We start from the raw sequence: 26,101 nt of genomic DNA on the forward strand, positions 1-26,101 counted from the left end.
CGCGGCCACGATGAGGCCCCCGTCGCTCGTACTCAAGCGGTACGAGCGGCGGGGGCCTCGTCATGCCATCGTCGTGTACGCGTCGTGCCCGGTCAGAGCCCGCCGGGCCGGACGAGCCCCGTCTCGTACGCGTGGACGGCGGCCTGGGTACGGTCGCGCAGCGACAGCTTGGTGAGGATCCGGCTCACATACGTCTTCACGGTCTGCTCGGCGACCACGAGCCGTGCCGCGATCTCGGCGTTGGAAAGACCCTGCGCGATGAGGGTGAGCACCTCGGTCTCCCGCTCCGTCAGGGCGCCCACCCGGTCCATGAGCGGGGAGCGGGGCGTGGGGCTGAGCCGGGAGAACTCCGCGATGAGCCGCTTGGTCACATTGGGCGCGAGCAGCGCGTCGCCGCGTGCCACGACCCGTACCGCCTGGGCGAGTTCCTCGGCGGAGGCGTCCTTGAGGAGGAAGCCGGACGCGCCGGCGCGCAGCGCCTCGTACACGTACTCGTCCAGGTCGAAGGTGGTGAGGACGAGGACCTTGACGGTGGCGTCGGCGGGCGCGGTGAGGATGCGGGTGGCTTCCAGGCCGCCGGTGCCGGGCATCCGGATGTCCATCAGGACGACGTCGGGGGCGAGTTCGGCGGTCTTGGCGACGGCGTCGGCGCCGTCCACGGCCTGGCCGACGACCTGGATGCCGGGCTCCGCGTTCAGCAGGACGGTGAAGCCCTGCCGGACCATCACCTGGTCGTCGGCGATGAGGACCCGGATGTCCCGGCCGTCGCTTGCGTCGCTTCCGTCGCGTCCGTCGGTCATGAGGCGTCCTTCGTGCGGGGTGGGTGGAGCAGGGGCGCGGGCAGGGTGACGGTGACGTCCCAGCCGCCGTCGGGGGTGGGTCCGGCCGCGAGCTCGCCGCCCAGCATGGCGGTGCGTTCACGCATGCCGAGCAGCCCGTGCCCGGGCTCCCCGCCTCCTCCCGAGGGTACGGGGCCGACCGCGCGGGTGGCGGCGGTGTTGGTGATCCGCACGGTCAGCCCGTCGGCGTGGTAGTGCGTCGCCACCGCGGCCCGCGCGCCGGGAGCGTGCCGCATGGCGTTGCTCAGGGCCTCCTGGACGATGCGGTACGCGGAGAGTTCGGTGCCCGGGGAGAGCGGCCGGGCCTCGCCGACGGTCTCGGCGGTGACGTCGAGGCCGGTCGCGCGGACGTTGGCGAGGAGGTCGCCCAGCCGGTCCAGCGTGGGCTGCGGGGCGTGCCGTACGCCCGCCGCGGCGTCGCCCGCCGCCCCGTCGCCGCGCAGGACGCCGAGGACGCGGCGCAGTTCGGTGAGGGCGTCGACGGCGTTCTGCCGGATGCCGGCCAGGTTCTCGCGCAGCTCGGGCGACGGGTTCTCGACCAGGTGGGGGGCGACCTGCGCCTGGATGGAGATCACGGACATGTGGTGGGCGACGACGTCGTGGAGCTCGCGGGCGATCCGGCCGCGCTCCTCCAGGAGGGCGCGCCGGGCGCGTTCCTCCGCGGTCAGCTCCTCCTGCTCGACGAGCCGGGTGCGCGAGACCCGGGTCGCGCGCAGCGAGGCGCCGACGACGGTCGCGGTGGCGAAGGCGACGGTGCCCGACCAGAGCGTCGGCAGGTGCGGGACGCCGCCGGGGGTGAGCGCCCCGATGCCGGTGAGCAGGCTGACGCCGAGGGCCGTGGCGGCGGCGACGGGCCGGACGCGCAGGGAGAGGAGCAGCAGCACGAGGGTGTGCAGGGCGATGGCGCCCGCGTTCCAGGGCCACTCGGCGCCGAAGACGGAGGAGGTGAGCGTCACCGACACCATCAGCGCGGCCGTGGAGAGCCACCAGCCGGCGGCGGGCCGGGCGAGGGCGAGGATGGGGGCGGCGCTCTGGGCGACGACGAGCAGCGGGACGCTGCCGGGGACCTGGTCCATGTAGCGCGCGTTGAGGTTGAGGTCCCACACCCCCAGCAGCACGGTCAGGAGCATGAGATGGGCGTGCGGGAGCCAGTTGAGCCAGCGGTTGCGCGGCAGCGGGTCGCGGCGCGCGGTCCACAGGTCCGCGCGCAGGATCCCCGGCACGGCCCGCAGCGCGCCCTCCCACCGTGTGGCGTCCTTCACCGTGCTCCCCCTGAGGTGTGTGCGGTCGTGGCCGTCGTCCACGTGGTCGTGGCCGTTCGGATGATCATCGCGCCGGCTCAGCCTAGGCATGTCCCGCCCCCGTCCGGGCGTCGGTGCGCCGTTCGGCCCTGCGTGGCGGCCGGGGTTCCCGGCTCGTACCGGATCGCGTGGTGCGCTCGTACGCGTGGAAGGCGGCGCCGCAGACCAGCAGGGCGCAGACGAAGACGGGCAGCCAGGCGAGCCGTGCGAGGACCCACGCGTAGCCGTCGGGGACGGTGTGGAGTCCGGTCAGCGGCCCGTGCCCGAGGAGCCCCGCGCTGAGGAGTCCGCCCGCGGTGACGGCGATCATCGCGGTCTGGTGCCAGAGGAAGACGGTCATGGCGCACAGGTTGAGCAGGGCGACGGCCGCCCAGGCGGCGGGCCGGCGCAGGGCCCGGCGGAGCGGGCCGAGGAGCAGCAGGGCGCCGCCGCACTGGGCGAGGCCGAAGGTGACGGCGGCGAGCGTGGGCGGGTTGAGGTTGGAGACCGGTGCGCCGGGCACGCCGACCATGGAGCCGGGGTAGCCGGCGAAGGCCACGAGCAGCCCGGTGGCGGCGGCGCCGCCGAGCAGCAGCCCCCAGGCCGCGCCGCGCGCCAGCGGGCCGCGGCGGGCGAGCAGGGTGCCGAGGCAGTACGGGACGAGCCAGCCCGCGGGCAGGTTGAGCCAGCCGAGCGTGTCGGGCCCGTCGAAGCCGAAGCGGACCAGGTCGACGTGGAGGACGACGGCGAGCGGCCACAGCGGGTGGATCCGGGCGACCAGCGGGGTGGCGGCGGTGAGCGCGGCGAGGACCAGCAGGAACCACAGCGGGGAGAGCACCAGTTTGCCGAGGGTGTGGAGGGTCTGCCAGGGCACTCCACAGGCCAGCATGACGCCGGTCGCCACCGCCCAGACCCCGAGCAGCGGGACGACCGGCCGGAACAGCCGGCGCAGCCGGGCGCCGATCCAGCCGAGGTGGCTCTCGCCCCGCGCGCGGGCGGCGGCATGACCGCGGGCTGCCACGTAGCCGCCGACGAGGAAGAAGACGGCGAGGGTCTGGAACACCCAGGAGACCGGGGTGAATTCGGGCAGGTGCCCGAGCGGGCTCTCGGCGCGGAGCGTGCCGCTGTCGGTGACCAGCGCGGTGACGAGCCAGTGCCCGAGGACCACCCCGAGGATGGCGAGGCCGCGCAGCGCGTCGAGGGCGCGGTCGCGCCCGGGCGGGGTGGCGGCCTCGATCCGGGCGACGAAGCCGCGGAGGGCAGCGCGGCGGACGGGCTCAGACATGGCGCGGCTCCCGTCCGTCGGCGATTCTCGCGATGTTCTCCAGGGGTACGGAGCCGGGGACGAGGTAGTCGCTGTGGCCGCCGCCGCCCGCGTCGAAGGTGCGGGCACCGAAGCCGGCGGCCAACGGGTCCTCGCCGAAGCCGAGTTCGGAGCCGTCCGGCAGCGGGAGGCTCAGGTGCGGGACCTGGCCGATCCAGTCGGCGGCGCCGCGCCCGGCCCAGACGGCGGCCCGGGTGCGCAGGTCGGCGACGGTGTCGAAGCCGGTGCCGGGGCTGCCGTAGAGGACGAGGGCGTCGGCGGGGAGGTCCGGGGCGGCGAGCGCGCAGACCACGGAACCGTACGAGTGGCACAGCAGCGTGATGCGGGCGCCGGGCTTCGCTCTCCGCAGCTCGTCCACGAAGGCGTGCAGCGCGGGGGCCGCCTGGTCGGCGCGGCCGGGGGTCAGGGAGGCGGTGCTGCCGGTGGCGGGGGTGCGGTAGCCGAGCCAGGCGACGACGGCGGCGCGGGCGCCGGGCCGGTGCCGCAGCTCGTCGTGCAGGGCGACGGCACCGGCCCGGAAGCGCCCGTAGCGGTCGAGGTCGGTGTCGGCGCCGGGGACGAGCACCGCGATCCGGTCGGCCCCTGCGAGGTCGCCGACGACCTCGGCCGCACGGCCGCCGTCGCGTCCGTCGAAGGAGAGGAACTGGCGCCCCGGCGCGGCCATGGCGTGCAGCGAGGCGGCCCGCTTGTGGGCCCCGTACGTGTCCGCGCTCCGCTCCGCCGCCCGCACCGCCGCCCGCCCGGCCGCGTACCGCGCGGCGAGCTCCCCGGACGTCGCCGAGGTCAGCGGCGCCACGGGCGCCGGGGCGGGCGCGGGCACGTCGACGGGCCGCGCGGCCCCGGCGACCGGCACCGCGACGGCCGCGGTGACGAGCGCGGCGAGCAGCGTGCGGCGAAGCCGACCGGGAGAGGATGCGCGGCGGGGGCCGCGCGGCAGGGGCGCCATGGGTGTTCCTTCCGTACCGGGGTTCGATCCGGTCCCGAAACTAGGCACCGCGCCTTGTGGTCGGCGTCCCGCCGGGGAGCCAAACCCCGGGGTAGCTCTCAGGTATGACGGGTAGTCCGCGAGGTGCTGCCGGACGGTCCCGACGGGGGATGCCGGAGGATACGGACGACGGCGGATGACAGGGGATACCCTCGGCACCGACCGCCGCACCACCAGCCGCCGCACCACCAGCCCCCGCCCACCAAGCCCCACCCCCACCAGACCCCTACGTCTTCCGGTGATCCGATGACCACAGTCCACGCCCGGGGGATCTCCCTGGGCATCGAGTCGTCCGGGGCCGACGACGCGCCCCTCGTCCTGCTCGTGGGCGGGCCGACGATGCTCTCCTGGCCCGACGCGCTGTGCGAGCGCCTCGTCGCGGCCGGACGTCGTGTGGTGCGCTACGACCTGCGGGACAGCGGGGAGTCGACGACGCGGGATCCGGAGGCGCCCGCCTACACCCTGCGCGACCTCGCCGCCGACGCGGCGGCCCTGGTCGGCGCGCTCGGCGGGGGACCCGCGCACCTCGCGGGGATCGGCGTCGGCGGGATGGTCGCCCAGGTGGCCGCGCTCGACCATCCCGGCGCGTTCTCGGCGCTCACCCTGGTCGGCACCCGCGCGGTGGCCCCCGGCCCGCCCGACGACGACCTGCCCGGCCATGACGAGGAGACGATGGGTCGGCTGTTCGCGCGGGCGCTGCCCGACTGGGCCGACCGCGAGGCGGTCGCGGAGTTCGCCTCGGCCGGGGCGCAGATCCGCGGCGACGACCCCGTCGCCGCGCGTGCCGTCGCCGCGCGGGTCTGGGACCGTACGCCCGGCACCGCGCCCGCGGTCCACCTGGCCAACCAGCTGGGCCTGGTGTTCTCCCGGCTCGACTGCGCGCCCCGCTGGCGCGAGCGCCTGCCCGGGATCGGGGTCCCGACGCTCGTCGTGCACGGCCGCCGCGACCCGTTCTTCCCCGTGGGCAACGCGGAGGCGCTCGCCCGCGAGATCCCCGGGGCGCGGCTGCTCGTCCTCGACGAGGCCGCCACCGCGCTCCCCGAGGCGGCGGCGGGCGAGGTCGCCGGGGCGATGCTCACGCTCGGGTAGGCGACGGCGGGTGGCGCCGGCGCCCGTCCCGGGTCACGCGCTCCCGGCCTTCTCGTAGCGCAGCATCACCACCCCGTTGGGGAAGGTCCGCGTCGTGTCGAGCCGGAGGTCGTTGAAGGTGTCCGTCGGGGTGAGGAGCGGGGTGCCCCGGCCGATCAGGACGGGGTGGACGTAGATCTGGTAGACGTCGATCAGGTCGTGGTCGCGGAAGGAGGCGGCCAGGTTGGCGCCGCTGAGGGTCAGGTCGCCGTCCGAGGAGGCGGCCAGGGCGCGGACCTCCGCCGGGTCGACGCGCGGGACGACGGTGGTGTTCCAGTCGGCCCGGTCCAGGGTGGTGGAGTAGACGGTCTTCGGCATCGTGCGCCAGATCCCGGCGAACTCCCGCGTGGCGGGGGAGCTCTCCGGGTCGGCGTCGGCGGTGGGCCAGAAGTCGGTCATCAGCTGGTGGGTGCGGCGCCCGCTGAGGAACCGGCCCATGGCGGCGAGTTGCTCGTTGAAGTGGAGATGCAGCTCCTCGTCGACGCGGTGCCACGCGATGTCGTGGTCCGGTCCCTCGATGTAGCCGTCCAGGGACACGCCCGCGAACAGCACGATCTTTCCCGGCATCTGGTGCACGCCCTCTCGTAGGCGAGGGCCCCGGGCCGTGTCAGACCATGCGGCGGGCGCCCTCCTTGATGGCCTCTCGGATACGGTTATAGGTTCCGCAGCGGCAGATGTTGCGGATCTGGTCGAGATCGGCCTCGTCGACCTCGCGCCCGGCCTCGTGGGCGCGGCGCACGGCCGCCACGGCGGTCATGATCTGGCCGGGCTGGCAGTAGCCGCACTGGGCCACGTCGATGTCGAGCCAGGCCTCCTGCATCGGGTGGAGGTCCTTGCCGACCGTCGCGGGCAGGCCCTCGATGGTGGTGACCTCGTCGGCGGGCGCGAGGTCCTTCACCGGGACGGAGCAGGGCGTGAAGGCCCGGCCGTTGAGGTGGCTCGTACAGGCCTGGCAGACGCCGACGCCGCAGCCGTACTTGGGTCCGGTGACGCCGAGGACGTCCCGGAGCACCCAGAGCAGGCGGACGTCGTCCTCGACCTCGGCGGTGACGGGCTTGCCGTTGAGGATGAAGGTGTGCTGGGGCACGGTGGTTCCTGTTCTCGGTCGGAGTCGGAGTCGGAGTCGGAGTCGGAGGATCAGAGGGCGCGGGCGCGGCCGTCGGTGGGGGCGGCGGGGATCGGCGGGACGGTCGGCAGCGGGGTGAAGGGGAGCGGCTCGTCGTGGTTGACCGGGAAGCTGGTCGGCATGGTGCCGGTGGCCCGGCCGTAGGCGCAGGCGACGGCGGCCGCGGCGGCCCCGACGGCGAGTTCGCCGGCGCCGCCGGGCTTGTCGCCCGTGGGGGGCATGACGATGATCTCCAGCTCGGGCGGGGTGTTCCACTGCCGGGTGTAGTAGTAGTTGTCCCAGCTGCTCTCCTGGAAGTGCCCGTCCTTCAGGTGCAGGGAGGAGGTCAGCGTGAGGGCGATGCCGTCGATGATGCCGCCCATCATCTGGGCCTCCAGGCCGCGCGGGTTGACGGCGAGACCGACGTCGACGGCGCAGACGACCTTGGTGACGCGCGGGCCGGTGTAGGCGTCGCGGACCGTGCGCCCGGTGGTGGCGGGCCGGCAGTCGATCTCGGCGAGCACGGCGACGAAGGCGTGGTACTCGGGGTGGACCGCGATGCCCTGTGCGGTGCCGGGCGCCATCTGCCGTCCCCAGCGCCCCACTTCGGCGACCTTGTCGAGCACGGCGCGGGCCCGCTCGTCCTTCAGGAGGCGCCGCCGGAAGGCGAGGGCGTCCTGCCCCATGCGCTTGGCGAGTTCGTCGAGGACGAGCTCCTGCGCGCAGCGCACGTTGGGCGAGTAGATGTTGCGCATGGAGCCGGTGTTGAAGCCGTGGTCGACCTCGTTGAGGAGCTGGGTGGTGACGCCCAGGTGGTAGGGGCTCGCCTGGGTGAGCTGGAACATCGTCTCGGAGAACGCCAGGTTCGCCACCGGGAGCTGGGCGACCTCGGAGGTGATGATCTCGCCGATGCCGTGGCCGAAGTCGGTGGCGACGGAGGTGTGCCGCTGCTCGTACGTGAGGACCTCACCCAGCGCGTACGTGGCGCGCACCCGGGAGGTCGCCATCGGGTGCGTACGGCCCTGACGGAAGTCGTCGGTACGGTGCCACATGAGCCGGACCGGCTTGCCCATCTTCTTCGAGATCTCGGCCGCCTCGCCGGCCGCGTCGTGGAACAGCTTGCGGCCGAACGAGCCGCCGCCCTCGGTGACATGGACGGTGACGGCGCCGATGGGCAGGCCGAGCTGGAGCGCGATCTTCTCCTGGGCGACGATCGGCGACTTCAGGCTCGCCCAGATCTCGGCGGAGCCGGGCCGGACGTCGGCGACGGCGCAGTTGGTCTCCAGGGCGCCGTTGCTGGCGAAGGCGAAGGTGAAGCGGGCGTCGACCGACTTGGTGAGCAGGTCGATCGGCGGTACGACGAGGGGCAGTTCGGCCCGGCGAAGCTCCTGGAGGACGGTGGCGTCGGAGGCGCCCTCGGCGGTGCCGGGGCCCCAGGTGACCTTGAGCGCGCGGACGGCGTCGATGCACTGGCCGAAGGTGCGGCCCCGGACGGCCACGCCGGTGGAGACGGCGACGACATCGGTGATGCCCGGCATGGCCCTCACGTCGGCGAGGTTGTCCACGGAGCGCACGGTGCCGTTGATCGTCGGCGGGCGGCAGACCATCGTGGGCAGCGCGCCGGGCACCTGCACGTCCATGGCGAACTTCTTGCGCCCGGTGACGGCTTCGAGCGCGTCGACGCGCCCACGTCCGGTCCCGATGACGCGGAACTTCTCCGGGTCCTTGAGGGTGACGGAGACCTGCGTGTCGGTGAGCGCGGCGGCCTTCACCGCGAGGTCCCCGTAGCTGAGGCTCACCCCGGCGGCGGAGGTGATGACACCGGCCTTGGCGGTGAGCGTGCCGACGACCTCGCCGAGTTCGAGTGCGGCGGCGCGCAGCAGCCGGCCGCGGGCGACGGCGGCGGCGACGCGGATCGGGGTGAAGGTGGAGATGGTGGTGTTGGAGCCGCCGGTGAGCTGGTTGAAGAGCAGTTCGGGGCGGGCGTCGGCGAGGGTGACCCTGATCCGCTCGACGGGCAGGTCGAGTTCCTCGGCGATGATCATCGCGGTGGAGGTGGTGATGCCCTGGCCGACCTCGGCGCGGGGCAGCGCGAAGTGGGCGGTGCCGTCGGGGTCGATGCGGATGGTGATGAGGTTCGCCGTCGGGAGGGCGGCGTGCGTGAGCATGTCGTTGAGGTCGTAGATGTCGGCGGGCCCGGGGAGCGACGGCACGACGGCCGGCACCGCGGCGGCGGCCGGTGCGGGCGCGAGCAGGTCGGCGCCGACCTGCGCGGCGACCGTGAGGGTCGGCGCGGCCAGGACGTACCCGAGGAAACGGCGCCGTCCGATACCGCGGGGCGACGCGGCCTCCTGCTCGTGCTGTGCGGCGCGGTCCTGCGCTGTCATCGGCGCTGCCCTTTCGATGAGGGGTGAGGGTTGAGGGGTTACGGGTGAGAGCTGGGGGGTGAGAGTTGAGGGGTGAGGCGTTACGGGTGAGAGATGCGGGTTGGACGTGGCTGGTGACGCGCCCAGTGGATCATCACCCGTCCGGGCCTGCGGCGGGACCGGAACGGTCCGGCCTTCACCCGGGACACGCCAAGTTCTCACGTCCCCGGCGGGGAATAGCGGGCGGGGTGGCCCGGTTGCGAACTCCCGTGACGGCGAACCGCGCCTCCCGCTCGGAAGGATCGACCACCATGAAGATCGGCATCATCGGGGCAGGCAACATCGGCGGCAACCTGACCCGCCGTCTCACCGCCCTCGGGCACGAGGTGTCCGTCGCCAACTCCCGTGGCCCGCAGACGCTTTCGGCTCTCGCCGAGGAGACCGGGGCGACCCCCGTCACGGTCACGGAGGCCGCCCGCGGCGCGCGGATCGTGGTCGTCACCATCCCGCTGAAGGCGATCCCGGACCTCCCGGTGACGGGCCTGTTCGACGGGGCGGCGGAGGGCTTCGCCGTCATCGACACCGGCAACTACTACCCGCGCGAGCGCGACGGCCGCATCGCCGCCATCGAGGACGAGGGCCTGACCGAGAGCCGCTGGACCGAACGCCACCTCGGCCACCCGGTCATCAAGGCCTTCAACGGCACGTACGCCCAGGACATCCTGGACCGCCACCGCCCGTCCGGCGACCCCGAGCGCATCGCGCTGCCGGTCGCGGGCGACGACGAGCAGGCGAAGAAGACGGTCCGCGAACTCATCGACGAACTGGGCTTCGACACGGTCGACGCAGGCGGCATCGACACCTCCTGGCGCCAGCAGCCCGACACCCCCGTCTACGGCCTCCGCGCCGACGCAGCGGCAGTCGAACGCGCCCTGTCGGAGGCATCGCCGGAACGCCCGGAGTCCTTCCGGGGCTAGGCTCCCGCACCATGGCCGAAGCGGCGCACGGCCTTCGGCAAGGAGGTACGGTCACGAGGTCGGCCGCGTCGCCTGCCGCCGCTCCGTCTACCCCCGCCCCGTCGAGCGCGTCGCCTCGCTCCGCGACGGCGCGGGCTTCCGCGTGACCGCGCGCCCGGTGCGCGAGCCTGCCCCGGCCGGAGCGACCCCGCACCAGTCCCCGTCGGCCCGCCGGCCGGCGCGGCCCCACGCGCCCCGTGCCGTCGCGAGCGCTCGGCCCCCGCAGGTGCGCAGTTGCGTGCGGGACAGGCGGGCGCGCTGGCCGCCGCTCGCGATCAGTGCGTTCACCGAGACCATCGGGTCTCCCCCGGCGGTGCGGGCCACCAGCGCGCCGAGCATGAGTGGCAGCAGGGCGACCGCGAGGGCCGAACCGGTGGCCGTGGCCGTGGTCGTGACGTTGCGCGGCGGGCGGGGGGCCCGGGGGCGGCGGCGCGGGGGCTGCGTGTTCATGGTGACAGTCCATCAGCGGCCCGGGGGGCGGAGCACCGTGCGGGGTACTCAGGTGGACGGGTGCCGGGTACTCATCCTTGGGCGGGTCGTGGCGCCCGGACCGCTCGGTCCCGCTGGGTCGACTCCCCCGGCACGAGCCGCGACGGCACCGTGACCCGTTCGGGTTCGGCGCCCGTCAGGCGGTCGATGAGGGCCGCCGCGCAGACCGCGCCGACCCGCCGGGGGTCGAGGCTGAGGGTGGTGAGGGGCGGGCGGGTGCCCGGTTCGGCCTCGTCCATGACGGTGACCAGGAGGTCCCCGGGGATCGACAGGCCGAGCTCCTGGGCCGCGCCCAACACCGCTTCGCCGTAGGTGCGGTTGAGGGCGTGGACGGCGTCGGGGCGGGTGGCGAGGAGGCGGCGGGCGGCGTCGCGGGCCGGTTCGCCGGGGGCCGTGCGCTCGACGGCGGCCGGGAGGCCCCGGTCGGCGCACCACTCCGCGTAGGTCTGCTCGCTGTCGAGGGTGAACGAGTCGAGCTCGCAGCCGCTGAGCAGCCCGATCCGCCGGGCGCCCGCGTCGTGCAGATGGTCCATCACCAGCCCGATGCCGGTGACGATGTCGCTCTGTACGTACGGGAGTTCGGCGTGCGCCGGGTCGATCGGGCGGCCGTCGGTGACGACGGCGAGCCCCCGCCGCAGGGCCTCGTCGATGACGGGGTCGCCGGCGATGGGGTCGACGACGATCAGGCCGTCCATGGGGATGCGGGTCCACAGGTCCGTACCGGGCCCGACGGGCACGACGACGAGGGCGTAGTCGCGGTCGACGGCCTCGACCATGGCGCCCGCGGTGAACGCCGCGTAGTAGGGCCGGTAGGTGCGCTCCCAGGGCTCGGAGCTCTGGTGTCCCGCCGCGAGGCCGATGACTCCGGTGCGGCCGGAGAGCAGGACCTGGGCGGCGGGGTTGGGGCGGTAGCCGAGCTCCTCCGCCACCTGCCGGACCCGTTCCCGGGTGCGGGTGCTGACCTGGCCCTTGCCGTTCAGGGCGTGCGAGACCGTCGTGATGGAGAGACCGGCCGCCCGGGCCACGTCCTTGATGCCGACGGTCCGCCCGCCCTCGGCGCCGCGCCCCGCTCCGGCCGCCCGGCCGGTGTCCTTGGGCCTGCCCATCGCCGGGTTCTCCTCACCCTTGACTCCCAAAACCTTTTGGGTCAGCATACTCGACATTCCGCCACCCAAAAGGTTTTGGGAATCCCCCGGCCGCTCGTCCGGCCGCCCTGCGTCCCCTGTTCTCCGCGCCCCTTCGCCCAGTCCCGGGAGCCCCCGTGCGCCGTCCCGTCCCCGCCCTCCTCCGATCCCCGGCCCGCGCCGCAGCCCTGCTCGCGGCGGCCGTCCTCACCCTCTCCGCCTGCTCCTCCGGCCCCGGCGGCGACGCCACCAGCGCCGACACCAAGGCGCAGGGCAACCGCTACGGCGACTGCACGGTGAGCGGCAAGCGGGGCGAGCTGAAGCTGAAGACCGTCACCCCCGGCACCCTCACCGTCGCCGGCGACCTCCCCTCCGCCGGCTGGTGGAACGGCAACACCGTCGCCGACATCAAGAGCGGCTTCGAGTACTGCCTCGCCGCCGAGATCGCCCACCGCGCCGGACTCGACACCCTCACCATCCGCAACGTCTCCTTCGACGCGATGGTCGCCGGAAAGGCGCAGGGCTACGACCTCGCGCTGGCCGAGGTGTCCATCACCGACGCCCGGCGCAAGGTGGTCGACTTCTCCACCCCGTACTTCGACTCCAACATCGGCGTCCTCGCCAAGCCGGGCTCCGTCACCGCCGCGAACATCCGCGGACTGCGTCTCGGCGTCAAGCAGGCCACCTCCGGCGCGGCCTTCGTCAAGGACGAACTCAAGCCCGAGAAGCCGGTGTCGGTCTTCCCCGGCGACCCCGAGATGCTCGCCGCGCTCCAGTCCGGGCGCATCGACGCCGCCCTCACCGACACGGCGATCCTGCTCGGCCAGGCGGCGAAGTCCAAGGGCGCGTTCTCCGTCGTCGGCCAGTACGCCACCGGTGAGTCGTACGGCGCGATCCTCCCCAAGAACGGCCCCGACACCGCCGCCCTCGACGGCGTCCTCGCCGCCCTGAAGAGCGACGGCACGCTCGACCGGCTCTCCCGCGAGCACCTCGCGAAGGCCTTCGGCGGCGACCCTGCCACCCTCCCCGTCTGGAGCCTGTGATGAGCGCCGCCACCACCACCGCCAAGCCCCCCGTCACCGCTCCCCCGCCCTCCGTCCGGCTCCCCCGCGTCCTGCCGCCGGCCGCGCTCGCCGTCGCCGTGCTGGTGTGTCTGGGCGCCGCCTGGACCGCCGCCGTGCTGTGGCAGGCCGCGCCCGCCGACGGCCCCTGGTCCTGGACTCTGCGGATCGTGGCCGCCGTCGGCGGGCTCGCCGCCCTGGCGGTCCTGAAGCCGGCCGGTCAGTCGGTACGGGCCGCCGCCCGGGCCCGTAAGGCGGCCGTCGACCGCTCGCGGCTCGCCGAGGCGCGCGCCGAGGCGGCCGACGCCCGCGAGTCGGCCTGGGTCACCATCGGCGCGTCCGCCTCGGTGCTCCTGCTGACCTCGCTCACGCTCTTCCTGCTCGCCAACGACCACGCCGTCCAGGCGACGTTCTTCAGCCCCGAGGCCATCGCGTCGAGCGCGGCCGACGTCGCCCGCGCCTTCGGCACCAACGTGTTCATCGCCGTGGCCGCCGAGGTCCTCGTACTCGGCTGGGGTCTGCTGCTCGCCGTCGCCAAGCTGGCCCCCGGCCGCGCCGGACGCCCGCTGCGGCTGCTCGCCACCGCGTACATCGACGTCTTCCGTGCCGTACCGAGCATCGTCGTCATCTATCTCATCGGCTTCGGCCTGCCGCTCGCCCAGATCCCGGGGCTGAGCGCGCTCACCCCGACCTGGGCGGCGATCCTCGCGCTCACCCTCACCTACGGCGCGTACGTCGCCGAGGTGTACCGCTCCGGCATCGACTCCATCCACTGGAGCCAGACCGCCGCCGCCCGCTCGCTCGGCCTGTCCCACTCCCGCACGCTGCGGCACGTCGTCGTCCCGCAGGCCGTGCGCCGGGTGGTGCCGCCCCTGCTCAACGACTTCATCGGGCTCCAGAAGGACACCGCCCTGGTGACCGTCATCGGCACCATCGACGCCTTCAACCAGGCCCGTATCTACGCCTCCAACGACTTCAACCTCTCCTCCGTGACCGTCGTGGCCGCGCTCTTCGTCGTGATCACGATCCCGCAGACCCGGCTCGCCGACCGGCTGCTCGTCCGGTCCGGCGCGGCTTCGAAGGGCGACTGAGACCCCCATGGCATTTCTCGATATCGAAGGCATCCGGAAGTCCTACGGCGCCCACGAGGTGCTGCGCGGCCTCGACCTGACGGTGGATCAGCACCAGGTGGTCACCCTCATCGGGGCCTCCGGCTGCGGCAAGTCCACCCTGCTGCGCTGCGTCAACGCCCTGGAGACCATCGACGCCGGGCGGATCGTGCTCGACGGGGACCCGGTCTCCGGGCGCGGCGTCGACGTGGACCGGCTGCGCCGGGACGTCGGCATCGTCTTCCAGCACTACAACCTCTTCCCGCACATGGACGTCCTCCACAACATCACCCTCGCGCCGACCGTGCTCGGCGTCCTGGGCGAGGAGGAGGCCGAGGAGCGGGCGATGGAGCTGCTGCGCCGGATCGGCCTCGCCGACAAGGCGAAGGCGCTGCCCGACCGTCTGTCGGGCGGCCAGCAGCAGCGCGTGGCGATCGTCCGGGCGCTCGCGATGCGGCCCCGGCTGCTGCTCCTGGACGAGATCACCTCGGCGCTCGACCCCGAGCTGGTCGCCGAGGTCCTGAACATCGTGCGCGACCTCGCCGAGGACGGCATGACGATGCTCCTCGCCACCCATGAGATGGGCTTCGCGAAGGAGGTGGCCCACCAGGTGTGCTTCCTGCACCAGGGCACCGTGCTCGAACAGGGTTCGCCGGAACAGATTTTCGGCGACCCTCGGGAGGAACGCACCAAGGCGTTCCTGCGACGCATCGTGGAGGCGGGTCGACTGTGACGCATCTGTCCGCACACCCTGTACTGGTGGTCCAGCACGAGGCCGACACCGGCCCCGCGCTGGTCGGCGAGCGGCTCCGCGAGGCCGGGCTCGACCTCCGGGTCCACCACCCCTGGCGCGGCGAGGAGTTGCCCGCCGACCTGTCCGGCTGGGCGGGCCTGCTCGTCCTGGGCGGCGCGCCCAACTGCGAGGACGACACGGCCGCGCCCTGGCTGCCGCGCGTCCGCGAGCTGATACGCGAGGCCGTCGAGGCCCGCCTCCCGGTCCTGGGCATCTGCCTCGGCGGCCAGATCCTGGCCCATGCCCTGGGCGGCCGGGTCGTCCGGCGCCCGCAGGGCCCCGAGGTCGGGGCCGTACCGCTGCGCCGGCTGCCCGCCGCCGACGGCGATCCGGTGCTTGGCGCGGTGCCCGAGGGGGCGCTCGCGGCCCAGTGGCACTGGGACGAGGTCGCGGAGCTGCCGGCCGGCGCGGTGCCGCTGCTGACCGGGGACGACTGCCCGTACCAGGCCTTCCGGGTCGGGCCCCGGGCGTGGGGTGTGCAGTTCCACCCCGAGGTGCTCGCCGACGCCATCGCCGACTGGGCGGACTCGGACGGACCTGCCGTACGGGAGGCCGGCGGCGACCCGGACCGCGCGATCACCTCCGTACGGGAGGCGGAGTCCGGACTGCGCGCGGTCTGGGGCGAGATGGCCGGGGCGTGGGGCGCCGTCGTGCGGGAGGCAGCGGCCGAGGACGGCCGGGTCGCGGTGCCCGGGTCCGGCGCGCGCCGCTGAGGGCGTGCCCGGCGGCGGGGATGATGGGATGGTCCGTGCGCACGCGTCCGTGTGCGCACGGACCGCAGTGAGGAGCAGTGCCACCCATGGCCGAGTACCGGATCGAGACCGTCCGCACCGGATACCGCACCTGGACCGCCCGCAACGACCGGGGCGCCGAGGTGAGCATCGGGGCCGCCGACGACGCGGACGCCCAGCCCTCGTTCACGCCGGTGGAGCTGCTGCTCGCGGCGATGGGCGGGTGCGGCGGCATGGTGATCGACCGTACGGCGCGGGCCGTCGACCACGACGACCTGCGGATCGTGGTCGAGGGCGTGGCAGGTCCCGAGGACGACGGCCGGGTCGGGCGGATCCGGGTCAGCTACGAGTTCGAGCTGCCGGACAGCAACCCGCGCGCGGCGGACGTGTTCGCCCGGGGGGTACGGCTCACCCACGAGAAGTTCTGCACGGTGAGCCGCACGGTCGAGCACGGCGCGGAGGTCGAGGCGGTGCTCCCCGACGGCACGGTCGGCTTCCGGGCGGGCGGAGCGGCGTCCGGACACTCGGGCTGACGAACACCGCCTCGCGCCCCGGCTACTCCTCGATCGCCCCGCCGATCCGGCGCAGGTGCTGCCGGAAGGTGTACGACGGGTCCTGGGCGCGCTGTTCCAGGTAGGCGTCGAAGCGGGTCTGGTCGCGCAGGGTGCGGCCGGACCTGATCAGCCGGGCCTGGTTCCGCTCGGTGCGGAAGATGTCCTCGGCGGTGTCCAGCACGGCTTCGGCGCGGGCCGCGGCCACGAACAGCACCCCGTCGTCGTCGGCGAACACCACGTCGTCCGCGCCGACCGTGTGCGCGCCGACCCGGGCGCTGCGCAGCGCCTCGGGCCCGCGCGGGTCGAGCCGTACCGGGCCGGGCGCGTACGCCCCGTACGAGAAGACCGGCAGGCCGATCCCGACGAGGTCGGGGGTGTCCCGGTGCAGTCCCCAGACGACGACGGCCGCGATGCCGGCGGTCCCGGCCTCCAGGACGGCGAGGTCCCCGACGCAGGCCTCGTCGGCGCGGCCCTCGTTGTCGATGACGAGGACGTCGCCGGGGGCGGCGCGGGTGTAGGCCTCCAGGAAGACGTCGACGCTGCCGTAGTGCCGTACGGGCAGGGCTCGGCCCGCGACCCGGTGGCCGGGGAGCACGGGCCGGATCCCGGCGGGCGCGGCCCGCAGCGGCTCCCCTAGCCGTACGCAGGCGTCGGCGATCAGCGGGGTGGCGAGCGCGGCGAAGCGCTTCGGCAGGTCGGTCACGGTGGGGTGCTCCCTTCGACGGGGTGGGGGTCCGGATGCTAGCCGAGCGGACACGTGCGGAGACGGCCGACGCGGGGTCGTCGGCCGGTGCCGGACGTTCGGGTGGCGCGGTACGGTCGCACGGTGCCGGAAGGCACCGGGGACCGGAGGGCAGCGGCCCGAGGAGCCGGAGGCCGACACCGAGGGGGAATCGCACCGTGATCGTCATCGCGCACCTCAGCGACATCCACGTGGACGCGTCACCGCGCAGCCGTGAACGGACGCGGGCCGTCATGGAGTTCCTGGACTCGCTCCCGTACGCCTTCGACGCGGTGATCGCCACCGGTGACCTGGCCGACCACGGCGAGGAGTCGGAGTACGCGTGGATCCGTGAGCACGTGCTGGGTTCCCGGCACCCGGTGCTGACGTGTCCGGGCAACCACGACCGCAGGGACGTGTTCCGGCGCGTCCTGCTGGAAGCCGGGCCGGCTGCTCCGGAGGCTCCGGTGAACCAGGTGCTACGAGGGGACGGCTTCGTCCTGGCGCTGTGCGACTCCTCGGTTCCGGGGAAGGACGAGGGATTCCTGGAGGAGGAGACGCTGGACTGGCTGGCGGAGGAGCTGGCCCGTACGCCCGGGGACGTCCCGGTCTTCGTGGGCTTCCACCACCCGCCGGTCGCGTTGGGCATCCCGTTCGTGGACGGTCTGCGCCAGTTCGGCGAGGAGCGTCTGGCGGCGCTGGTACGGCGCCACCCGAACGTCGTCGCGCTGCTCTGCGGACACGCGCACACCGGCGCGGCCACGGCGTTCGCGGACCGGCCGCTGCTGGTCGCACCCGGCGTGGTGTCGACGGCGAAGCTGCCCTGGGAGCAGGTCGGCGGCCCCCGGGACCATGTGTACAAGGACGAGGTGCCGCCGTCGCTGGCGTTCCACGTCTTCGACGACGGCCGGCTGACGACGCACTACCGGAGCGTGCCGGTGCGCTGACACCGCCCTGACGGGTGCGCTCGCCTCAGCCGGTCCGCGGCGACGGTTCCACCGGCGGCGGCTCGGGCGAGTAGCGGGCCCCGTGGGAGTTGAAGTGGGCCAGGTAGTAGGTGACTCCGGAGCGCCGCAGCTCCAGGGGCGGGGGGTCGGAGACCTGGAAGGGCGTCAGCCGGGGCTGATCGTCCAACCGGGCCGTCATGGCGGGGGTGTTCCACTCCCGCGCCCGCTCCTCCTCCTGTTCCCGCTGCCAGAGGAATCCTGCTCCGTACGGGATCTCCTCGTCGCGCTCCAGGTCGCACAGCGCCCGGAGCAGGGCCGTGCTGTAGCAGGTGCGGACCCGGAAGTTCGTCAGGAACCGGCGCTCGGTCACGATCCGCATGTACCGGAGGCTGTTGCGCCGGTGCCGTCCGACCACGACGACGGAGGCGTTCCCGATCGGGTTCGCGATCCACACCTTCGCCCCCGGCGCGAAGTGCCGCAGGCCGCGCCGGATCTCCAGCCCGCCGTCGCCGTGGCTGGTCTCCTCGGCGATGTTGGCCACGACGAACACGCCCAGCGCCTGCGGTCCGGATGCTGCTGTCATGAACACCATGATCTCCGCGGGCGAGCGCAGGTGTCACGCGCTTTCCGGGTGGCAGCCCCCGGCAGCGGGGACGGCCGGCCTCTTCGGGAGACCGGCCGCCCGCCGCCCCTCCCGCCTCAGCCCAGCCAGATCTCCCGGACGCCCCTCAGCGGGTCCTCCGCCACCTCGGGCGTGGTGTTCCAGAGCATCGTGGCGCGGTCGGTAGAGGTGTACGCGGGCCACTGCTCGCCCGGGTTCCGCTCCGTGATGAACGCGACCCACGCACGGTGCATGGCGTCGGCCAGCGCCTGCGGCGGGTTGTCGCCCGCTGCGGCCGTGACGCCCTCCGCGTCGAGGAGGTCGAAGGCGTAGGGCAGGTCGAGGCAGTGGAAGGACTGCCCGTTGACCGGCGAGGTCCAGTCGAACTGGTAGAGCCAGGTGGGCTCGCCGCGTTCCGCGCGGGCGTCGGCGACCGCGAGGGACGGGGCGCGGAAGGTCGCGTCGGTCAGGGCCTGGCCGAAGAGACCGGCCGGGTCGCCGTCCGCGTACGTCTCCGTGAACGCGCCCGCCCGGACCTCGTCGAGGCCGAGTCCGCCGAGCAGCAGCGGCAGCGGTACGGGCGTGCCGTCGGGGCCCGCGGCGGGCGTGGGGATCATGTTGAACTCGTGGGCGGTGAAGCCCAGCATCAGCGGCACCCCGGCACCGGCGTCGCCGGTGGTGAGCGCGTCGAGGACGGGCTCGGGGATCAGCTCGCCGTCGGCGAAGGGCACGAGGGAGAGCATCGGCGGCAGGCCCTCGCGGTCGGGGCCAGGCTCGCCGAGGCGGTCCTGGAGGCCGAGGATCTCGTCGTCGCCGAGGTCCTGGAGGGCGGCGGCGGTGGCCGGGAGGCCCGTACGGGCGGTGAAGAGGCGCGAGACGGCGCGGGCGACCTCGGGGCCGTCGGGGCGCATGACGGCGCCGGACACGGAGATCACGCCACGGAAGAGGTCCCGGGCGGACGGGACGGCGAGGAGGGTCTGGACGGCGCCGCCGCCCGCCGACTGCCCGGCGATGGTGACCTTGGCGGGGTCGCCGCCGAAGCGGGCGATGTTGTCGCGGACCCACTCCAGGGCGGCGATCCAGTCGCGTACGCCACGGTTGTCGGGCGCGTCGTCCAGGTGGAGGAAGCCCTCGATGCCGAGCCGGTAGCCGAGCGAGACGAGCACGACCCCGTCGCGGTTGAACGCGGCGCCGTCGTACCAGGGGCTGGCGGCGGAGCCCGCGACGTAGCCGCCGCCGTGGATCCAGACGAGGACCGGCAGGGCGGCGTCGGTGCCGGGCGCGGGGGTGAAGACGTTGAGGTTGAGCACGCCGTCGCCCGGGATCGACGGCTCGGGGATGGTGGTGACGTCCGCGAACGGGCGGCGCTGCGCGGTCGGTCCGTACGCGGTGGCGTCCAGCGGCTCGGTCCACGGCTCCGGCGGCACGGGCGCGGCGAAGCGGAGCGGGCCGACCGGCGGCTGCGCGTACGGGATGCCGAGGAAGCGGCTGCTGCCGTCGGCGCGGAGCTCGCCGCGGACCGGGCCGCGGGTGGTGGTGACGAGGGGCCGGCCGGTACCGGCCGTCGGGTCGGTGCTGCTCATGGGGGACTCCTGTCGGGGCTCGGGGCGGTTCACTTGACGCTCTTGATGGGTTTGATGGCCAGGGCGCCGACGAAGACGACGGCGATCGCGAAGACGAACAGCGCGCGGTAGCCGGGCGCCTTGTCGGCTCCGTCGGAGAAGAGGCCGATGATCCCGGCGGCGACCAGGGGGCCGAGGGCCTGCGGCACATTGGTGGCGATGTTGAGGATGCCGAGGTCGCGGCCCGCGCTGTCGCCGGCCGGCAGGACCTCGGTCATGAGGGCCATGTCGAGCGACATGTAGGTGCCGAAGCCGACGCCGGCGAGCAGCGCGTACACGTACATGGCGGTCGTGGTGGGGCTGATCAGCGGGACGACCATGGAGGCGGCGAGGACGAGCGCCGCGCCGCCGACGAAGATCTTGCGGCGGCCGGTACGGTCCGACAGCTTCGCGGCGGGCAGGGACCCGGCGAAGGTGCCGACGAGGGTGAGGACGGCCATGAGGGACTGGGCCCGGTCGACGGCGGGGCCTTCGAGGCCCACGTAGTCGGTGAGGGCGTAGCGCTGGTACATCAGCACGCCCCAGAAGCCGAGCACGAAGACGACGCGGGCGAGGAAGGCCCAGGCGAAGTCGGGGTGCTTGCGCGGGGAGACCCAGAAGCCCTTGAGGAAGGCGCCGAGCTCGAAGGGTGCGGGCTCCTCGGTGACCGGGGTGTCCTTGTTGAGCAGGACGAAGCCGAGGGTGACGACGAGGACGCAGGCGGCGAAGACGGCGTAGCCGATGCTGACGTCCGAGGCGAAGCGGGCGCCGATGACGATGCCGAGGGTGATGCCGATCTGGCCGCCGACGCCGATGAACGCGGAGAACATGCCGAGGCGTTCGGCCGGGACGCGGTCGGCGAGGATCGCGGTCATGGGGGCCTGGATCACGTTGAGCAGGACCTGGACGGCGACCCACATGACGGTGAGCCAGAGCAGCCCGGTGGCCTGGCCGATGGCGAGCAGCGCGAGGGTCGAGGCGATGGCGCCGAGCGCCATCCAGGGGGTGCGGCGGCCGAAGCGGCCCCGGGTGCGGTCGGAGAGCGCGCCCGCGATGGGCTGGACGAAGAGGGTGACGATCGAGGAGGTCATCGTCACCATCGCCAGGCCGGCCTCCTTCGAGTCCGGGGCGATGGCCTCGACCTGGATCGGCAGCAGGACGCTCAGCAGGCCGGAGTAGGCGAGGTAGAGCGTGGTGAAACCGGCCAGCATCGACCACAGGAGGGTCGTGGTCCCCGGGGCGCCGGCCGTCGCGGCGGCGGCCTGCGGGGAGGACGGGGTGGACATGGCGGTACTGCCTTCCTGGCCGGGCCGCCCCAGGTGCGTGGGGCGGTCGCGGTGGCCTCGTCGGCCTCGACCTCTTCGTCGGGGACGTCCACAGCGTCTGGCCGGAAACCATTTACGTCAATGGTCGAAATAAAAAGGTGACGCGTGTCACTTACTCGTGTCAACGCAGGGTGGTCCGCCGTGCGCTCCCCGCCGTCGGAGACAATCACCGGGTGCCAGGACCCGCCGTCGGACCGCCCTCCGACTCCGCCGCCGTACGCCGGCTCAACCTGTCGCGCGCCCTGCGGCACATCGCCGAGCGCGGCCCCTGCTCGCGCAGCGAGGTCTCGGCCGCGACGGGCCTGGCCCACGGCTCCCTCACCGCGCTCACCGCCGACCTCATCGACCGGGGTCTCGTACGGGAGGCCGGGCTGACCCCGGCCGGCGGGCGCGGCCGGCCCCGGCGGCAGCTGGCACTGGTCCCCGGACGGGTGCTCACCCTCGCCGTGCGGATCACCCGCGAGCGCCTCCAGGTGGCGGTCGCCGACCTCGCGGGCGAGGCCGTGCACCGCGCCACGCTCCCCCACCGCACCCCGCAGGGCGACCCGGCGGCCCTCGCCCGCGCCGTCGCGGACGCGCTGCGCGAGGCCCGGGCGGCCGCGGAGGCCGTGCCGGGGGCGCATCTGTGGGGCGCCGTGCTGGCGATGCCGGGGCCGGTGCACGCGGACGGCGCCCACGCCTTCAGCACCGACTTCGGCTGGCCGGGGCCGGTGGACCTGACGGGGCTCGTACGGGCCGAACTGCGGCGCGCGGGAACGGGCGAGGGCCTCCCGGAGCTGCCGCTGACCCTGGTCAACGACGCCAACCTCGCCGCGCTCGCCGAGTACCGCGCCCTGACCCCGCGCCGCGCCACGCCGCCGCGCTCCCTCGCGTACCTCAAGGCGGACATCGGCGTCGGCGGCGGGCTCGTCCTGGACGGGCGCATCCACACCGGCGGGCACGGGGTGGCGGGCGAACCGGGGCACATGCCGGTCGCCTTCGACGGGCCGGTGTGCGCCTGCGGCGGGCGCGGCTGCCTCGCGCTGTACGTGGGACCCGAGGCGCTGACCGACGCGGCGGGGCTCGCCGGGCTGCGCGCCTCGGCGGGCCCGGACGAGGCGCTGCGCGCCCTCGGTGAGGCCCTGGCGGCCGGGGAGCCGCGGGCCCTGGCCGCCCTCGACGCCGCCGGTGAGGTGCTGGGCGCGGCGGTGCTCGCGGTCACGAGCCTCCTGGACGCCGACGAGGTCGTCCTCGGCGGCTATCTCGCCGACTGGCACCGCTGGCTGGAACGCGGCCTCGCCGCCCGGCTCTCCGGCCGCCGCGCCCTCGCGGACCGGCTCGTCCCGGAGCCGGTGCCGGGTGTGCTGGGCGCGGACGCGGCGCTGGCGGGCGCGCTCACGTACGGGCGGGACGCCGTCCTCGACGACCCGGCGGCCGTACCGTCGCCGGGCCAGGTCGCGGAGTGACCGGGGCAACCGCCTGGCGGACGCCGGACGCGCCCGGTTGCCCGCTCGCGCGTCAGGGAAGGCTGGGCGTGTGAACGTGAGTCCCGATGCCCTGCTCGGAGCCCTGGTCGTGGTGGCCGGTGCCGTCCTCGTCGTCGCGGGTGTCCGCTGGAAGGGGCGGTCCGTGCGCCCGCCCGCGCCTCGGCGTGCGCGGCGGGCCGCCTGGCAGAGCTACGTGCGGGCGCTGACCCGCTCGGCCGAACTGGCCATCGCCTCCGCCCGGGGCGCGGCGGGGCGGGGCGAACCGGCCATCGTGACCGTCGAGTCCGTCGTACGTCTGGCGCACGAGCGCTTCGGTTACGAGGAGGTCAGCCGGGCGCACGCGGCCGCCGCGCTGCGCCACGCGTACGAGCGCGGGCGGTGTGCGGCGGACTGCATGACCGACGCCTACAGCTCGATCCAGTAGCGGCGCTTGAGGCCGATCTCGGTGGGGCGGACGTCCTCCAGGACGCCGCCGTTGCGCTCGATGGTGCGCGCCGAGGCGGTGTTGGAGTCGTCGCAGGTGAGCAGGACCCGGGTCAGGCCGAGCGACCGGGCCTCGGGCAGGACGGCGGCGAGCGCCCAGGTGGCGAGGCCCCGGCGGCGGGCGGTGGGGCGGATGCTGTAGCCGATGTGGCCGCCGGCCCTGAGCAGGAAGTCGTTGAGCTCGTGGCGCAGGTCGATCGCGCCGAGGTAGGTGTCGTCCTCGGCGATCCACCAGTGGGTGGCGTGCACCCGGCCCTCGGGCTGGGGCCGGGTGAGGTCGGACTGTTCGCGGAGCCGGCCGACCCAGGAGGCGAAGACCTCGGGGAGGGCGAAGGCGTCGTCCGCCGCGAGCCGGATGCCGGAGCCGTCCTGGTTGGCGCCGGGGCTCCACTCCGCGTGGGCTTCGAGCCAGGAGGTGTGGAGTCGCGCGGTGGGGGCGATCAGCTGCGGCATGCGGTGACGATAACAGCCGTCGGTGCCACGGCCACCAGGGGTTTCTTCCGCTGCGGGCGGCGGTGACGGGAGAGCGCCCGCCGCACGCCCGCCACGCGCCCGCCACGCGCCCGCCACGCGCCCGTGACACCGTCGACGCGCGCGCCGCCTCCGGCCGCGGTTCGCACTCCCGAACGAGCAACGGCGTCCCGCTGTGCGGGCGGGGTCAGGAGCCGGACGGTACGGCGTAGTCGCCGAAGCCGACCCAGTCCAGGGCCACGCAGGCTTCGTCGCCGAGCACCCAGGCGTCGTGTCCCGGCTGGATCTCGTAGAAGTCGCCGGGGCCCAGCTCGGCGCTGTCGCCGCCCTCGGTGACCACCTTGATGCGGCCGCTGACGACATAACCGACGTGGTGCGCCTGACAGCTGTCGGTGCCCGCGATCGGCTTCACGTGCTTGGTCCACTGCCAGCCGGGCTCGAAGACGGCCCGGCCGACCTGTCCCTTGTCCGTGTTGAGCAGGTCGAGGCGGCCCTTGCCCCCGTCGAAGGGGCGGGTCTCGTCTGCGGAGTCGAAGCTCCTGGAAACGATTCCGGTCATCGTCGTCCGCCTCCCGGCGGTGGAACGTGCGCAGGGTCCCCGAGTCCACTTCCAGGCTACGCCGACCTGCCGGACCTGGCCGTAAACCCCGTTGTCGCACAAGATCGGCAGGGGCTAGCGTGGCGGTATGACTGCCGGGTCGGCCATGGGCCGCGATCGAGTGAGGCGCCCGGCCGTGGCGTGAGCGCCGCCGGGCGGGGGGCGCGGGGTCCGCCGCGGCCGTCCCTCCCGTACCGCGTGTACGGGGTAGGAGACAGTCGACAGCGCTCGCCCTGTGAAAGGACCCCCCATGGCCGTTGAGCTCAACCACACCGTCATATACGCCCGTGACCGGCAGGTCTCCGCCGAGTTCCTCGCGGAGGTGCTCGGCCTCGCGGTCGGTGCCCCGATGGGCCCGTTCCTGCCGGTGGAGACCGGTAATGGCGTGACCCTGGACTACTACCAGCAGGGTGACGAGCCGTTCACGCCCACGCACTACGCGTTCCTCGTGCCGGACGACGAGTTCGGCACGATGATCGACCGGCTGGAGCGGATGCGGGTCACGTACTACGCGGACCCGAACCACACGGATCCGGGCCGGATCAACCACCGTGACGGCGGTCGGGGTGCCTATTTCGCCGACCCCGACGGCCACAACATGGAGATCATCACCCGCCCCTACACGCGCCGCTGACCTCGATGGCCTGGATGACCTCGATGGGGAGCCGGGCGAGCCGCCGGACGAAGAGGCTCGGTACGTAGCCGGGGGCGGCGTCCGCCGGCAGGGTGAGGCCGCTGGTCGCCGCCAGGAGGAGGCGCAGGGCGACCACGGCCTCCAGGCGGGCCAGATGGGCGCCGAGGCAGAAGTGGATGCCCCGCCCGAAGGCGGTGTGTCCCTTCGGCCCCGGCCGGTCGAGGTCGAGGGTGTCCGGCTCCGGGTGGGCCGCCGGGTCCCGGTTGGCGGCGCCCCAGAGCAGCATCAGCCGTGCTCCGGCGGGGAGTCGTACGCCGCCGAGCACGGCCGGGCGGGTGGTGATCCTGAAGTGGCCACGGAACGGGCTCTCCAGCCGCAGCGCCTCCTCCACCAGCCGTTCGACCGCAGGCGGGTCCTTCCGCAGCCGGTCCTGGAGCTCGGGGCGTCCGGCGAGCAGCCGCACGGCGCTGCCCAGCAGGCTGGTGGTGGACTCGCTGCCCGCGATGACCAGTTGGAGCAGCATGGCGGTGGCCTCGTCGGCGGCGAGTTCGCCGCGTGTGCGGGCGGCGACGAGGGTGTCGACGAGTCCGCCGGTGGGCCGGCTGGCGGCGGCGTCGAGCCGTACGCGGAGGTAGCCGAGGAAGTCGCCCATGTCGGCCCCGAGCCGGAGCATGCGGTCGGCGTCGGCGTGTCCGGAGAAGAGCTCGACGCCGGCGTCCGCCCAGGCGGTGAGCCGTGCGGCGTCGGTGTCGGGGAGCCCGAGGACGCGGGCGATGACGAGCACCGGGAGCGGCGCGGCGACCTCGGCCATCCAGTCGCCGCCGCCGCGTGCGGTCAGGGCCGCGATCCGGGATGCGGCGATCTCCTCGACGGCGGTGCGCCAGGACTCCACGGAGCCGCGCCCGAAGGCGTGCCGGACGATGGCGCGTTGCGCGGTGTGGGCGGGCGGGTCCGCGGTGGCGAGGACGTCGGGTCCGGTGCCGCCCGCGTCGAGCAGGGCGGGGCGGCCGTCGTCGCCCGCGAAGAAGAGCGCGGTGAGGTTGCTGGAGTAGGTGGCCGGGTCGTCGAGGACCTCCAGGACCTGGGCGTGCCGGGCGACCAGGTGCAGTCCGGCTCCCGGCAGGTGGTGGACGGGTCCGGCGGCGCGGAGCCGGGCGTAGAGGGCATGCGGGTCGTCGAGCGCGGCGGGGGTGAAGACGTCCTCGGCCAGGTCGGGGGCACGCGTCATGGACGGAGGATGGGGGACGGTGCGTGACGATTCAAGAGCGAGCGCATATCGATGCGCCGATTTCCTTGATCTTTTCGCGGGCGTTCGCCGGGCATTCTCCGCTTTGGTGGTTCCCGGCATAT

At 74.1% G+C, this 26,101-nt stretch carries 27 protein-coding genes; 11 read left to right on the plus strand and 16 right to left on the minus strand.

The features are described 5' to 3' along the window. Positions 1–92: 92 nt before the first annotated feature. The 4 genes from ABTZ54_RS32370 to ABTZ54_RS32385 form a co-directional block, all read right to left on the minus strand. A complete protein-coding gene (locus ABTZ54_RS32370) occupies positions 93–800 on the minus strand; it encodes a response regulator (RefSeq protein ID WP_351670243.1) in 708 nt (235 codons plus the stop codon). Beyond that, positions 797–2,101 carry a sensor histidine kinase gene (locus ABTZ54_RS32375; protein ID WP_351670246.1) on the minus strand — a complete coding sequence of 435 codons (1,305 nt, stop codon included), beginning with the start codon at positions 2,099–2,101 and terminating at the stop codon, positions 797–799. Before ABTZ54_RS32375 ends, ABTZ54_RS32370 begins: the two co-directional genes overlap by 4 nt. A gap of 82 nt (positions 2,102–2,183) precedes the next feature. Next, on the minus strand, positions 2,184–3,404 hold the full coding sequence (locus ABTZ54_RS32380) for an acyltransferase family protein (RefSeq protein WP_351670249.1): 1,221 nt from the start codon (positions 3,402–3,404) through the stop codon (positions 2,184–2,186). Beyond that, entirely contained in the window at positions 3,397–4,389 is a 993-nt protein-coding gene (locus ABTZ54_RS32385) for an alpha/beta hydrolase (protein ID WP_351670252.1), read from the minus strand. Before ABTZ54_RS32385 ends, ABTZ54_RS32380 begins: the two co-directional genes overlap by 8 nt. Positions 4,390–4,674: 285 nt before the next feature. Here ABTZ54_RS32385 and ABTZ54_RS32390 point away from each other — a divergent pair, with 285 nt between their 5' ends. After that, positions 4,675–5,517 carry an alpha/beta fold hydrolase gene (locus ABTZ54_RS32390; RefSeq protein ID WP_351670255.1) on the plus strand — a complete coding sequence of 281 codons (843 nt, stop codon included), beginning with the start codon at positions 4,675–4,677 and terminating at the stop codon, positions 5,515–5,517. A 33-nt stretch (positions 5,518–5,550) separates the two neighbouring features. Here ABTZ54_RS32390 and ABTZ54_RS32395 read toward each other — a convergent pair whose 3' ends face one another. From ABTZ54_RS32395 to ABTZ54_RS32405, 3 genes are read right to left on the minus strand one after another with little or no spacing between them, the layout of a single operon-like run. Then, entirely contained in the window at positions 5,551–6,123 is a 573-nt protein-coding gene (locus ABTZ54_RS32395; protein ID WP_351670258.1) for a dihydrofolate reductase family protein, read from the minus strand. Between the two features lie 40 nt (positions 6,124–6,163). After that, entirely contained in the window at positions 6,164–6,643 is a 480-nt protein-coding gene (locus ABTZ54_RS32400; protein WP_351670261.1) for a (2Fe-2S)-binding protein, read from the minus strand. A gap of 50 nt (positions 6,644–6,693) precedes the next feature. Beyond that, positions 6,694–9,048 (minus strand): molybdopterin cofactor-binding domain-containing protein, encoded by a 2,355-nt coding sequence (locus ABTZ54_RS32405; RefSeq protein WP_351670264.1) that lies wholly within the window; start codon positions 9,046–9,048, stop codon positions 6,694–6,696. Between the two features lie 248 nt (positions 9,049–9,296). Here ABTZ54_RS32405 and ABTZ54_RS32410 point away from each other — a divergent pair, with 248 nt between their 5' ends. Beyond that, on the plus strand, positions 9,297–10,004 hold the full coding sequence (locus ABTZ54_RS32410) for an NADPH-dependent F420 reductase (RefSeq protein ID WP_351670267.1): 708 nt from the start codon (positions 9,297–9,299) through the stop codon (positions 10,002–10,004). An 87-nt stretch (positions 10,005–10,091) separates the two neighbouring features. On the opposite strand, the gene ABTZ54_RS32415 is transcribed toward ABTZ54_RS32410, so the two are convergent. Together ABTZ54_RS32415 and ABTZ54_RS32420 are read right to left on the minus strand one after the other, a co-directional pair. Then, positions 10,092–10,493: a hypothetical protein gene (locus tag ABTZ54_RS32415; RefSeq protein WP_351670269.1), complete on the minus strand. Its 402-nt coding sequence runs from the start codon at positions 10,491–10,493 to the stop codon at positions 10,092–10,094. A gap of 71 nt (positions 10,494–10,564) precedes the next feature. Continuing rightward, on the minus strand, positions 10,565–11,638 hold the full coding sequence (locus ABTZ54_RS32420) for a LacI family DNA-binding transcriptional regulator (RefSeq protein ID WP_351670271.1): 1,074 nt from the start codon (positions 11,636–11,638) through the stop codon (positions 10,565–10,567). A gap of 155 nt (positions 11,639–11,793) precedes the next feature. Here ABTZ54_RS32420 and ABTZ54_RS32425 point away from each other — a divergent pair, with 155 nt between their 5' ends. From ABTZ54_RS32425 to ABTZ54_RS32445, 5 genes are all read left to right on the plus strand, one after another. Further along, on the plus strand, positions 11,794–12,699 hold the full coding sequence (locus ABTZ54_RS32425; RefSeq protein WP_351670274.1) for an ABC transporter substrate-binding protein: 906 nt from the start codon (positions 11,794–11,796) through the stop codon (positions 12,697–12,699). Further along, on the plus strand, positions 12,699–13,808 hold the full coding sequence (locus ABTZ54_RS32430; protein WP_351670277.1) for an amino acid ABC transporter permease: 1,110 nt from the start codon (positions 12,699–12,701) through the stop codon (positions 13,806–13,808). The genes ABTZ54_RS32425 and ABTZ54_RS32430 overlap by 1 nt, the downstream gene beginning before the upstream one ends. 7 nt (positions 13,809–13,815) lie before the next feature. Then, complete coding sequence (locus ABTZ54_RS32435) at positions 13,816–14,559, plus strand: amino acid ABC transporter ATP-binding protein (RefSeq protein ID WP_351670280.1); 744 nt, start codon at positions 13,816–13,818, stop codon at positions 14,557–14,559. Positions 14,560–14,585: 26 nt separating this feature from the next. Further along, positions 14,586–15,332, plus strand: coding sequence for a type 1 glutamine amidotransferase (locus ABTZ54_RS32440; protein ID WP_351670283.1), 747 nt, complete (start codon positions 14,586–14,588; stop codon positions 15,330–15,332). 86 nt (positions 15,333–15,418) lie between these two features. Further along, positions 15,419–15,883 (plus strand): OsmC family protein, encoded by a 465-nt coding sequence (locus tag ABTZ54_RS32445; RefSeq protein WP_351670286.1) that lies wholly within the window; start codon positions 15,419–15,421, stop codon positions 15,881–15,883. A gap of 22 nt (positions 15,884–15,905) precedes the next feature. Here ABTZ54_RS32445 and ABTZ54_RS32450 read toward each other — a convergent pair whose 3' ends face one another. Beyond that, positions 15,906–16,598 carry an RraA family protein gene (locus ABTZ54_RS32450; RefSeq protein WP_351670361.1) on the minus strand — a complete coding sequence of 231 codons (693 nt, stop codon included), beginning with the start codon at positions 16,596–16,598 and terminating at the stop codon, positions 15,906–15,908. A gap of 206 nt (positions 16,599–16,804) precedes the next feature. Here ABTZ54_RS32450 and ABTZ54_RS32455 point away from each other — a divergent pair, with 206 nt between their 5' ends. After that, positions 16,805–17,572, plus strand: a complete 768-nt coding sequence (locus ABTZ54_RS32455; protein ID WP_351670293.1) for a metallophosphoesterase — start codon at positions 16,805–16,807, stop codon at positions 17,570–17,572. Between the two features lie 25 nt (positions 17,573–17,597). On the opposite strand, the gene ABTZ54_RS32460 is transcribed toward ABTZ54_RS32455, so the two are convergent. The 3 genes from ABTZ54_RS32460 to ABTZ54_RS32470 all read right to left on the minus strand — a co-directional run bounded on the left by ABTZ54_RS32460 (position 17,598) and on the right by ABTZ54_RS32470 (position 21,060). After that, the gene (locus ABTZ54_RS32460; RefSeq protein ID WP_351670296.1) at positions 17,598–18,155 is read right to left on the minus strand and encodes a hypothetical protein; all 558 of its coding nucleotides are present in this window, start codon (positions 18,153–18,155) and stop codon (positions 17,598–17,600) included. Positions 18,156–18,271: 116 nt separating this feature from the next. Then, positions 18,272–19,756, minus strand: a complete 1,485-nt coding sequence (locus ABTZ54_RS32465) for a carboxylesterase/lipase family protein (RefSeq protein ID WP_351670299.1) — start codon at positions 19,754–19,756, stop codon at positions 18,272–18,274. Between the two features lie 29 nt (positions 19,757–19,785). Then, positions 19,786–21,060 carry an MFS transporter gene (locus ABTZ54_RS32470; RefSeq protein ID WP_351670302.1) on the minus strand — a complete coding sequence of 425 codons (1,275 nt, stop codon included), beginning with the start codon at positions 21,058–21,060 and terminating at the stop codon, positions 19,786–19,788. A gap of 212 nt (positions 21,061–21,272) precedes the next feature. On the opposite strand from ABTZ54_RS32470, the gene ABTZ54_RS32475 reads away from it, so the two are divergent. Beyond that, a complete protein-coding gene (locus ABTZ54_RS32475) occupies positions 21,273–22,544 on the plus strand; it encodes an ROK family protein (protein WP_351670305.1) in 1,272 nt (423 codons plus the stop codon). Positions 22,545–22,614: 70 nt separating this feature from the next. After that, positions 22,615–22,989, plus strand: a complete 375-nt coding sequence (locus tag ABTZ54_RS32480; protein WP_351670308.1) for a hypothetical protein — start codon at positions 22,615–22,617, stop codon at positions 22,987–22,989. Here ABTZ54_RS32480 and ABTZ54_RS32485 read toward each other — a convergent pair. Next, the gene (locus tag ABTZ54_RS32485; protein ID WP_351670311.1) at positions 22,971–23,501 is read right to left on the minus strand and encodes a GNAT family N-acetyltransferase; all 531 of its coding nucleotides are present in this window, start codon (positions 23,499–23,501) and stop codon (positions 22,971–22,973) included. The genes ABTZ54_RS32480 and ABTZ54_RS32485 overlap by 19 nt on opposite strands. 205 nt (positions 23,502–23,706) lie before the next feature. Then, positions 23,707–24,078, minus strand: coding sequence for a cupin domain-containing protein (locus ABTZ54_RS32490; protein ID WP_351670314.1), 372 nt, complete (start codon positions 24,076–24,078; stop codon positions 23,707–23,709). A 289-nt stretch (positions 24,079–24,367) separates the two neighbouring features. Between ABTZ54_RS32490 and ABTZ54_RS32495 the strand changes: the two genes are divergently transcribed. Beyond that, complete coding sequence (locus ABTZ54_RS32495; protein ID WP_351670317.1) at positions 24,368–24,751, plus strand: VOC family protein; 384 nt, start codon at positions 24,368–24,370, stop codon at positions 24,749–24,751. On the opposite strand, the gene ABTZ54_RS32500 is transcribed toward ABTZ54_RS32495, so the two are convergent. After that, entirely contained in the window at positions 24,726–25,979 is a 1,254-nt protein-coding gene (locus ABTZ54_RS32500) for a cytochrome P450 (protein ID WP_351670320.1), read from the minus strand. The genes ABTZ54_RS32495 and ABTZ54_RS32500 overlap by 26 nt on opposite strands. Positions 25,980–26,101 lie beyond the last annotated feature (122 nt).

Origin of the sequence: Streptomyces sp. NPDC094032, assembly GCF_040303965.1 — a bacterium.
Classification (GTDB): Bacteria; Actinomycetota; Actinomycetes; order Streptomycetales; family Streptomycetaceae; genus Streptomyces.

What these genes read in the sequence shown, in the direction of transcription:
- ABTZ54_RS32370 (WP_351670243.1), bottom strand. Translation starts at nt 800, where the DNA reads ATGACCGACGGACGCGACGGAAGCGACGCAAGCGACGGCCGGGACATC.
- ABTZ54_RS32380 (WP_351670249.1), bottom strand. Translation starts at nt 3,404, where the DNA reads ATGTCTGAGCCCGTCCGCCGCGCTGCCCTCCGCGGCTTCGTCGCCCGG.
- ABTZ54_RS32385 (WP_351670252.1), bottom strand. Translation starts at nt 4,389, where the DNA reads ATGGCGCCCCTGCCGCGCGGCCCCCGCCGCGCATCCTCTCCCGGTCGG.
- ABTZ54_RS32390 (WP_351670255.1), top strand. Translation starts at nt 4,675, where the DNA reads ATGACCACAGTCCACGCCCGGGGGATCTCCCTGGGCATCGAGTCGTCC.
- ABTZ54_RS32395 (WP_351670258.1), bottom strand. Translation starts at nt 6,123, where the DNA reads ATGCCGGGAAAGATCGTGCTGTTCGCGGGCGTGTCCCTGGACGGCTAC.
- ABTZ54_RS32405 (WP_351670264.1), bottom strand. Translation starts at nt 9,048, where the DNA reads ATGACAGCGCAGGACCGCGCCGCACAGCACGAGCAGGAGGCCGCGTCG.
- ABTZ54_RS32415 (WP_351670269.1), bottom strand. Translation starts at nt 10,493, where the DNA reads ATGAACACGCAGCCCCCGCGCCGCCGCCCCCGGGCCCCCCGCCCGCCG.
- ABTZ54_RS32420 (WP_351670271.1), bottom strand. Translation starts at nt 11,638, where the DNA reads ATGGGCAGGCCCAAGGACACCGGCCGGGCGGCCGGAGCGGGGCGCGGC.
- ABTZ54_RS32430 (WP_351670277.1), top strand. Translation starts at nt 12,699, where the DNA reads ATGAGCGCCGCCACCACCACCGCCAAGCCCCCCGTCACCGCTCCCCCG.
- ABTZ54_RS32435 (WP_351670280.1), top strand. Translation starts at nt 13,816, where the DNA reads ATGGCATTTCTCGATATCGAAGGCATCCGGAAGTCCTACGGCGCCCAC.
- ABTZ54_RS32445 (WP_351670286.1), top strand. Translation starts at nt 15,419, where the DNA reads ATGGCCGAGTACCGGATCGAGACCGTCCGCACCGGATACCGCACCTGG.
- ABTZ54_RS32460 (WP_351670296.1), bottom strand. Translation starts at nt 18,155, where the DNA reads ATGACAGCAGCATCCGGACCGCAGGCGCTGGGCGTGTTCGTCGTGGCC.
- ABTZ54_RS32465 (WP_351670299.1), bottom strand. Translation starts at nt 19,756, where the DNA reads ATGAGCAGCACCGACCCGACGGCCGGTACCGGCCGGCCCCTCGTCACC.
- ABTZ54_RS32470 (WP_351670302.1), bottom strand. Translation starts at nt 21,060, where the DNA reads ATGTCCACCCCGTCCTCCCCGCAGGCCGCCGCCGCGACGGCCGGCGCC.
- ABTZ54_RS32485 (WP_351670311.1), bottom strand. Translation starts at nt 23,501, where the DNA reads ATGCCGCAGCTGATCGCCCCCACCGCGCGACTCCACACCTCCTGGCTC.
- ABTZ54_RS32490 (WP_351670314.1), bottom strand. Translation starts at nt 24,078, where the DNA reads ATGACCGGAATCGTTTCCAGGAGCTTCGACTCCGCAGACGAGACCCGC.
- ABTZ54_RS32495 (WP_351670317.1), top strand. Translation starts at nt 24,368, where the DNA reads ATGGCCGTTGAGCTCAACCACACCGTCATATACGCCCGTGACCGGCAG.
- ABTZ54_RS32500 (WP_351670320.1), bottom strand. Translation starts at nt 25,979, where the DNA reads ATGACGCGTGCCCCCGACCTGGCCGAGGACGTCTTCACCCCCGCCGCG.